The sequence below is a fragment of the Streptococcus sp. LQJ-218 genome, assembly GCF_003428885.1.
Taxonomy (GTDB): Bacteria; Bacillota; Bacilli; order Lactobacillales; family Streptococcaceae; genus Streptococcus.
Map to the genome: position 1 here is coordinate 130,406 of NZ_QQRU01000008.1, position 6,659 is coordinate 137,064.

Sequence of the window (6,659 nt, forward strand, 5' to 3'; positions counted from 1 at the left end):
AATGAAGACAGTTCAATTTTTTTGGAATTATTTTAAAGTCTATAAGCTATCATTTGTAGTTGTCATCCTGATGATTGTTCTGGCGACTCTTGCACAAGCTCTCTTTCCGGTATTTTCTGGACAGGCAGTAACAGAGCTAGCTAATTTAGTTCAAGCTTATCAAAATGGTAATCCAGAACTTGTTTGGCAAAGCCTATCAGGAATCATGGTCAATCTTGGTCTGCTGGTTTTGGTTTTATTTATCTCCAGTGTGATATACATGTGTCTTATGACGCGCGTGATTGCAGAATCTACTAATGAGATGCGTAAAGGCCTCTTTGCCAAGCTTGCTCGTTTGACGGTTTCTTTCTTTGACCGCCGACAGGATGGCGATATCCTATCTCGTTTTACTAGTGATTTGGATAATATCCTCCAAGCCTTTAACGAAAGTTTGATTCAGGTCATGAGTAATATCGTTTTATATATTGGTCTGATTCTTGTCATGTTTTCAAGAAATGTGACGCTGGCCCTCATCACCATTGCCAGCACGCCATTGGCCTTCCTTATGTTGATTTTCATCGTAAAGATGGCACGCAAATACACCAACCTCCAGCAGAAAGAGGTAGGAAAGCTCAATGCCTATATGGATGAGAGTATCTCAGGCCAAAAAGCTGTGATTGTGCAAGGAATTCAAGAGGATATGATGGCAGGATTTCTTGAACAAAATGAGCGCGTGCGCAAGGCAACCTTTAAAGGAAGAATGTTTTCAGGAATTCTTTTCCCTGTCATGAATGGCATGAGTCTGGTTAATACAGCTGTCGTCATCTTTGCGGGTTCAGCTGTTTTATTAAATGACAAGGCTATTGAAACAAGTACAGCCCTAGGTTTGATTGTTATGTTTGCCCAATTTTCACAGCAGTACTACCAACCCATTATTCAAGTTGCAGCTAGTTGGGGAAGCCTCCAGTTAGCCTTTACAGGGGCTGAACGGATTCAGGAAATGTTTGATGCAGAGGAAGAAATCCGACCTGAAAAGGCTCCAGCCTTCACTCAGTTGGAAGAAGGTGTTGAAATCAGTCATATCGATTTTTCATACTTGCCTGATAAACCCATTTTGAAAGATGTCAGCATCTCGGCTCCGAAAGGCCAGATGACAGCGGTTGTTGGGCCGACGGGTTCCGGGAAAACTACTATAATGAACCTCATCAATCGCTTTTATGATGTTGATGCTGGTGGGATTTATTTTGATGGGAAAGATATTCGTGACTATGATTTAGATAGTCTCAGAAGTAAGGTGGGGATTGTCTTGCAAGATTCGGTCTTATTTAGCGGAACCATCCGAGACAATATTCGCTTTGGTGTCCCAGATGCCAGTCAGGAAATGGTTGAGGCAGCAGCCAAGGCAACCCACATTCACGACTATATTGAAAGTTTGCCTGATAAATACGATACCCTTATCGATGATGACCAGAGCATCTTCTCAACTGGACAAAAGCAATTGATTTCTATCGCTCGAACCCTAATGACAGATCCAGAAGTTCTCATTCTAGATGAAGCAACTTCTAACGTAGATACGGTGACAGAAAGCAAGATTCAGCATGCCATGGAGGCGGTTGTAGCAGGCAGAACTAGTTTCGTCATTGCCCACCGATTGAAGACCATCCTCAATGCTGATCAGATCATTGTCCTCAAAGATGGAGAAGTCATCGAACGAGGTAACCACCATGAACTCTTGAAACTAGGTGGCTTCTACTCAGAACTCTATCATAATCAATTTGTCTTTGAATAAGAAAAAGTTGTCCTATGTGGGCAGCTTTTTCTTGTCCATAAAAAATATTTATCACAGCCTTAAAAAAAACATATTAGACGAAAGGCACTTTGAGTGATATGATAGGACTATCGTTATACTCAATGAAAATCAAAGAGCAAACTAGGAAGCTAGCCGTAGGTTGCTCAAAGCACTGCTTTGAGGTTGTAGATAGAACTGACGAAGTCAGCTCAAAACAGGGTTTTGAGGTTGTGGATGAAGCTGACGTGGTTTGAAGAGATTTTCGAAGAGTATTAATATTTGAAAGGAGAGACATCATGGCTAGAACAGTTGTAGGAGTTGCTGCAAATCTATGTCCCGTAGATGCAGAAGGAAAAAACATTCATTCATCTGTATCTTGTAGATTCGCAGAGAGCATTCGTCAAGTCGGCGGTCTCCCTTTAGTCATTCCTGTTGGTGATGAGTCAGTTGTACGCGATTATGTAGAAATGATTGATAAACTCATCTTGACAGGCGGTCAAAATGTCCATCCTCAGTTTTATGGAGAGAAAAAGACTATCGAGAGCGATGATTACAATCTAGTACGTGATGAGTTTGAACTGGCTCTCTTGAAAGAAGCGCTTCGTCAGAATAAACCAATTATGGCAATCTGTCGCGGTGTCCAACTTGTTAATGTTTCCTTTGGTGGAACCCTCAATCAAGAAATCGAAGGTCACTGGCAAGGGCTACCTTTTGGAACTTCTCACTCTATTGAGACAGTAGAAGGAAGCGTGATGGGCAAGCTATTTGGAAAAGAAAGTCAGGTTAACTCAGTCCATCGTCAAAGTATTAAAGATTTGGCACCTAATTTCCGTGTAACTGCTGTTGATCCAAGAGACCAAACCATCGAAGCGATTGAGTCTATTGACGAGCACCGCATTATCGGTCTCCAGTGGCATCCAGAGTTTCTGGTTAATGAAGAAGATGGTAATTTGGAACTATTTGAGTATTTATTGCATGAACTGTAACGATTGGAGCATCCGGTCGTTCTTTCTTTTATTATTTCAAAATTTTCGGAATGCAGCATTTTTACGCAAACGTTTGAATTCTGATAAAAATTGGAGAAATTTGACAAAAAAACTTGAAAAAAACGAAGGTAAGCGTTATGATAGAAAAGAAGAAATATTGGAGGAATAACATGTCACATATTAAATTTGATTATTCAAAAGTTTTAGACAAATTTGTTGCACCACATGAAGTGGAATACATGCAATCACAAGTAACAGCAGCAGATGAATTGATCCGTAAAGGAACTGGTGCTGGTAGCGACTTCTTGGGATGGTTGGATCTTCCTGAAAATTACGACCGTGAAGAATTTGACCGCATCTTGAAAGCTGCTGAGCAAATCAAGTCAGACAGCGATGTTTTGGTTGTGATTGGTATCGGTGGATCTTACCTTGGTGCCAAAGCAGCAATCGACTTCTTGAACCACCACTTTGCAAACTTGCAAACAAAAGAAGAACGTAAAGCTCCACAAATCCTTTACGCAGGAAACTCAATCTCATCTACTTACCTTGCTGACTTAGTAGAGTATGTAGCTGACAAAGACTTCTCAGTAAACGTGATTTCTAAATCAGGTACAACAACTGAACCAGCGATTGCTTTCCGTGTCTTCAAAGAACTTTTGGTTAAGAAATACGGTCAAGAAGAAGCAAACAAACGTATCTATGCAACAACTGACCGCCAAAAAGGTGCTGTTAAAGTTGAAGCAGACGCTAACGGTTGGGAAACATTTGTTGTTCCAGATGATATTGGTGGACGTTTCTCAGTATTGACAGCCGTTGGTTTGCTTCCAATCGCAGCATCAGGAGCTGACATCAAAGCCCTTATGGAAGGTGCTAACGCAGCTCGTAAAGACTATACTTCAGACAAAATCTCTGAAAACGAAGCTTACCAATATGCTGCAGTTCGTAACATCCTTTACCGTAAAGGTTATGCAACTGAGATCTTGGTAAACTACGAGCCATCACTTCAATACTTCTCAGAATGGTGGAAACAATTGGCCGGTGAGTCAGAAGGAAAAGACCAAAAAGGGATCTACCCAACTTCAGCCAACTTCTCAACAGACCTACACTCATTGGGTCAATTTATCCAAGAAGGAACTCGTATCATGTTTGAAACAGTTGTCCGCGTTGACAAACCACGTAAGAATGTGATCATCCCTACTTTGGAAGAAGACCTTGACGGACTTGGTTACCTTCAAGGAAAAGATGTTGACTTTGTAAACAAAAAAGCGACTGACGGTGTTCTTCTTGCCCACACTGACGGTGACGTACCAAACATGTACGTGACTCTTCCTGAGCAAGATGCCTTCACTCTTGGTTACACAATCTACTTCTTCGAATTGGCCATCGCCCTTTCAGGTTACTTGAATGCCATCAACCCATTTGACCAACCAGGTGTTGAAGCTTACAAACGTAACATGTTTGCCCTTCTTGGTAAACCAGGATTTGAAGAATTGAGCAAAGAACTTAACGCTCGTCTATAATAGAATAAAAAAGAGTGGTTTTACCACTCTTTTTGCTTTTTCTCGAAAAGAGAAATTGGACTCTGGCGAGACTTGTGATATAATATAGAGAGCGAAAAGGCAGATGCCTAGAGACTTTATAGGAGAAGATATGTCAAAAGATATTCGTGTGCGTTATGCACCAAGTCCAACAGGACTATTACACATCGGTAATGCTCGTACAGCATTGTTTAACTACTTGTATGCACGCCACCATGGTGGAACTTTTATCATCCGTATCGAAGATACTGACCGCAAACGTCATGTCGAAGACGGAGAACGTTCACAGCTTGAAAACCTTCGTTGGTTAGGAATGGACTGGGATGAGAGTCCAGAGACTCATGAAAACTACCGCCAGTCTGAGCGCTTGGACTTGTATCAAAAATACATTGACCAACTATTAGCTGAAGGAAAAGCCTATAAATCTTACGTTACAGAAGAAGAGTTGGCAGCTGAACGCGAACGCCAAGAAGCAGCTGGCGAAACACCACGCTACATCAATGAATACCTTGGTATGAGTGAAGAAGAAAAAGCAGCTTACATCGCAGAACGTGAAGCAGCAGGGATTATCCCAACGGTTCGTTTGGCTGTCAATGAGTCAGGTATCTACAAGTGGCATGATATGGTCAAAGGCGATATCGAGTTTGAAGGTGGCAATATCGGTGGTGACTGGGTTATCCAAAAGAAAGACGGTTACCCAACTTACAACTTTGCCGTTGTCATCGATGACCATGATATGCAAATCTCTCACGTAATCCGTGGAGACGACCACATTGCTAATACACCAAAACAGCTCATGGTTTATGAAGCACTTGGTTGGGAAGCTCCAGAGTTTGGTCACATGACTTTGATTATCAACTCTGAAACTGGGAAAAAATTGTCTAAACGTGATACCAACACCCTTCAGTTTATCGAAGACTACCGTAAAAAAGGTTATTTACCAGAAGCAGTCTTTAACTTTATTGCTCTTCTTGGCTGGAACCCAGGTGGCGAAGATGAAATCTTCTCTCGTGAAGAACTTATTAAACTTTTCGATGAAAACCGTCTTAGTAAGTCTCCAGCAGCTTTCGACCAGAAGAAACTTGATTGGATGAGCAATGACTATATCAAGAATGCAGACCTTGAAACTATTTTTGAGATGGCAAAACCATTCCTTGAAGAAGCAGGACGTTTGACAGACAAGGCTGAGAAATTAGTAGAACTCTACAAACCACAAATGAAGTCAGTGGACGAAATCGTTCCATTGACAGACCTTTTCTTCTCAGACTTCCCAGAATTGACAGAAGCTGAACGAGAAGTCATGGCTGGTGAAACGGTTCCGACTGTACTTGAAGCCTTTAAGGCAAAACTTGAGTCTATGTCAGACGACGAGTTTGTGGTGGAAAACATCTTCCCACAAATCAAAGCGGTCCAAAAAGAAACAGGTATCAAAGGGAAAAATCTCTTCATGCCAATTCGTATTGCTGTTTCAGGTGAAATACATGGACCAGAATTGCCAGATACTATCTTCTTGTTAGGTCGTGAAAAATCAATCCAGCATATCGAAAACATGCTAAAAGAAATCTCTAAATAAGAAGGATGCAACAATGGACATCTGGGAAAAGATGCACGAAGAAGCACAGAAATTGTATAATCCACATGAAGTATCTGATTTTGTTTATGCTAATCATGTCGTTGCCGCAGTAGAAGCCGAAGATGGACAAATATTTACAGGATTCTGCATGGAGGGAACCTGTGGAGTTTTCCATCTCTGCGCAGAACGGGCGGCACTCTTTAATATGTATCAATTCTCGGGACAAACTAAGGTTAAGAAAGTATTAGCCTTTCGGGACAAAGCACCTTATGGTGGGAGTTCAGCCATGCCTTGCGGTGCTTGCAGAGAATTTCTCTTGGAGTTGAATTCTGAAAATAAAGTCGCAGAATTCATGATGGACTACGAAAGAAGAAAGACAGTGAAAGTCAAAGAACTAATCCCATATTGGTGGGGAGATGAACGTGCTTCTAAGTTTAATAATCAATAGAAGAGTCAGTACATTCTGGCTCTTTTTACTTAACTTAAAAAAAGTTTAAAAAAGGTGTTGACAAAGTTTAAAAAGTCGGTATAATAGTAAGAGTTGAAAATAACAACTCAGGTCCGTTGGTCAAGGGGTTAAGACACCGCCTTTTCACGGCGGTAACACGGGTTCGAATCCCGTACGGACTATGGTATRTTGCGGTTKAAACACTTGATGAAAAAAAGTTTCAAAAAAACTTAAAAAAGTTTCAAAAAAGTGTTGACAAGCGAAAGCGGCTGTGATATACTAATATAGTTGTCGCTTGAGAGAAGCGAGTGACAAAGACCTTTGAAAACTGAACAAGACGAACCAA

General features: G+C 41.2%; 6 protein-coding genes and 1 tRNA gene. All 7 read left to right on the plus strand.

All coding sequences use genetic code 11. From position 1 onward, the window contains the following. Position 1: 1 nt before the first annotated feature. The 7 genes from patB (at position 2) to D2908_RS08290 (ending at position 6,495) form a co-directional block, all read left to right on the plus strand. On the plus strand, positions 2 to 1,768 hold the full coding sequence (gene patB / locus D2908_RS08260; RefSeq protein WP_117306271.1) for a multidrug efflux ABC transporter subunit PatB: 1,767 nt from the start codon (positions 2 to 4) through the stop codon (positions 1,766 to 1,768). A gap of 122 nt (positions 1,769 to 1,890) precedes the next feature. Then, a complete protein-coding gene (locus tag D2908_RS10250) occupies positions 1,891 to 2,022 on the plus strand; it encodes a hypothetical protein (protein ID WP_276308508.1) in 132 nt (43 codons plus the stop codon). 42 nt (positions 2,023 to 2,064) lie between these two features. Continuing rightward, the gene (locus tag D2908_RS08265) at positions 2,065 to 2,754 is read left to right on the plus strand and encodes a gamma-glutamyl-gamma-aminobutyrate hydrolase family protein (protein ID WP_117306273.1); all 690 of its coding nucleotides are present in this window, start codon (positions 2,065 to 2,067) and stop codon (positions 2,752 to 2,754) included. Positions 2,755 to 2,924: 170 nt separating this feature from the next. After that, positions 2,925 to 4,274, plus strand: coding sequence for a glucose-6-phosphate isomerase (locus D2908_RS08275; protein WP_000018269.1), 1,350 nt, complete (start codon positions 2,925 to 2,927; stop codon positions 4,272 to 4,274). Between the two features lie 130 nt (positions 4,275 to 4,404). Further along, a complete protein-coding gene (gltX, locus tag D2908_RS08280) occupies positions 4,405 to 5,865 on the plus strand; it encodes a glutamate--tRNA ligase (RefSeq protein ID WP_117306275.1) in 1,461 nt (486 codons plus the stop codon). A gap of 13 nt (positions 5,866 to 5,878) precedes the next feature. Next, positions 5,879 to 6,313, plus strand: coding sequence for a cytidine deaminase (locus D2908_RS08285; protein WP_117306277.1), 435 nt, complete (start codon positions 5,879 to 5,881; stop codon positions 6,311 to 6,313). Between the two features lie 110 nt (positions 6,314 to 6,423). Further along, positions 6,424 to 6,495: transfer RNA gene (locus D2908_RS08290), tRNA-Glu, on the plus strand. The last annotated feature ends 164 nt before the right edge of the window (positions 6,496 to 6,659 follow it).

Coding starts and splice junctions, on each gene's coding strand:
- patB (WP_117306271.1), top strand. CDS start 2: ATGAAGACAGTTCAATTTTTTTGGAATTATTTTAAAGTCTATAAGCTA.
- D2908_RS10250 (WP_276308508.1), top strand. CDS start 1,891: ATGAAAATCAAAGAGCAAACTAGGAAGCTAGCCGTAGGTTGCTCAAAG.
- D2908_RS08265 (WP_117306273.1), top strand. CDS start 2,065: ATGGCTAGAACAGTTGTAGGAGTTGCTGCAAATCTATGTCCCGTAGAT.
- D2908_RS08275 (WP_000018269.1), top strand. CDS start 2,925: ATGTCACATATTAAATTTGATTATTCAAAAGTTTTAGACAAATTTGTT.
- gltX (WP_117306275.1), top strand. CDS start 4,405: ATGTCAAAAGATATTCGTGTGCGTTATGCACCAAGTCCAACAGGACTA.
- D2908_RS08285 (WP_117306277.1), top strand. CDS start 5,879: ATGGACATCTGGGAAAAGATGCACGAAGAAGCACAGAAATTGTATAAT.